Here is a 557-nt window from a genome sequence, read left to right on the forward strand (position 1 = left end):
CAACCAAATCACGATCCTGTTCAATCGTTGCGATGATTATGAGCGCTCTGCTTGCTGTGATTCTTGTAGCGGGTTGCTCACCGAGAGTCACTGGAACGATTGATGTTCCAGTCGGAGATGACTTGACAACCACGGCTGTGGAGGGAACGGTTGTGTCACCCTATGGAAACACCGTTGCTCTGTCGATCTTCAAGGGAGAAGGAAAGTACCCTGCGAATTTCTCTCTCACCATGACAGTTCGTGAAGTTCTTGATACAAGGACTATCAGAGGGGAGATTATGCCTCCTATTCCATTTGGGGAGCTGCAGCCGGGAAACAAAGTATTCCTCTATCTCTGTGTTCCTTTGTCGGAGAAGGCGGACAAGCTTTCCAACGGTACGATAGTGTACAAGGGCGACGGATATCCGCAGATCGTCGTCGGAGGGAAATACGATGTAACCGGAGTCCTCCAGCCAGGTTGGCAAGATTACCCTTTTGTCTACGTTACTACTGCAAGTCAGTTCAAGCAAGCTTCGGCGGGGAACTAAGGTAGTGGAGAGAATGATCTCCGCTGCGAC

The 557-nt window shown here is 50.3% G+C and carries 1 protein-coding gene; it reads left to right on the forward strand.

Going from position 1 to position 557, the window contains the following annotated elements; genetic code table 11:
- Positions 1–527: hypothetical protein (locus SMC5_RS09755; protein ID WP_207799207.1), on the forward strand; the 527-nt coding region annotated here is incomplete at its 5' end.
- Positions 528–557: the final 30 nt, after the last annotated feature.

It is taken from the genome of Candidatus Cryosericum odellii (genome assembly GCF_003570935.1).
GTDB lineage: Bacteria > Caldisericota > Caldisericia > Cryosericales > Cryosericaceae > Cryosericum > Cryosericum odellii.